Origin of the sequence: Streptomyces blattellae (genome assembly GCF_009709555.1) — a bacterium.
GTDB lineage: Bacteria > Actinomycetota > Actinomycetes > Streptomycetales > Streptomycetaceae > Streptomyces > Streptomyces blattellae.
Window position 1 is genome coordinate 1 of the sequence record NZ_WJBG01000022.1, and the last position, 636, is coordinate 636.

1 pseudogene is annotated in these 636 nt (G+C 67.6%); it reads right to left on the bottom strand.

Annotated features, from left to right (window positions below):
• Nucleotides 1-539, bottom strand: a pseudogene (locus GFH49_RS00790) (DDE-type integrase/transposase/recombinase); the annotation flags it as partial.
• Between the last annotated feature and the right edge of the window lie 97 nt (nt 540-636).

The following is a 636-nucleotide window of genomic DNA, read 5'->3' on the forward strand; positions in this document are numbered from 1 at the left end:
GGCAGCGGCAGCAGCAGCGGGGCCTCCTGGGCGAAGTCCTGGCCGATGGTGCGAATCCGCATCCCGATCCGCCGTGCCTCCTCCGCCCTCTCAAACTCCGCGAAGCGGGCGTTGAGCTCATCCAGGGAGTCGACCCGCGGCACCGGCGTCAAGTAATTGCGACGCCAGTAACCGACCTGGCCCTCCACGCCTCCCTTCTCATGGGCGCCGCGAAGTCCCGGCTCGCAGTAGAACGGCGTGATGCCGAACCGCTGGCGAAAGTCCCTCCAGCGCGGATGCTCCTCTCGCGACCGGCTCTTGCGGATCACCCTCGACACGGCCGGGGAGAGATTGTCATAGCGGATCTGGCCGCCCGGAACCCCGCCCAGCGTGCGAAACGCGTGGACGTGTCCTTCCAGGAATGCCTCCTGGCCGCAGGAAACCGTGATGCGGTGCACCGCCTTGCCCGAGTAAGCCAGCCGGAATGCGAACACGAAGCACTTGGTGCGCTCACCGGCCAGATCGACCCATGCCTCACCGAAGTCGACCTCGGCATCCATGCCCGGCTGGTTGTGCCGGATCACGAATCCCGCCGAGGGCGCCGCTCCGGCCGCCTCCGCTATCTCCTGACGGCGCCGACTCACGTAGTCCCACACC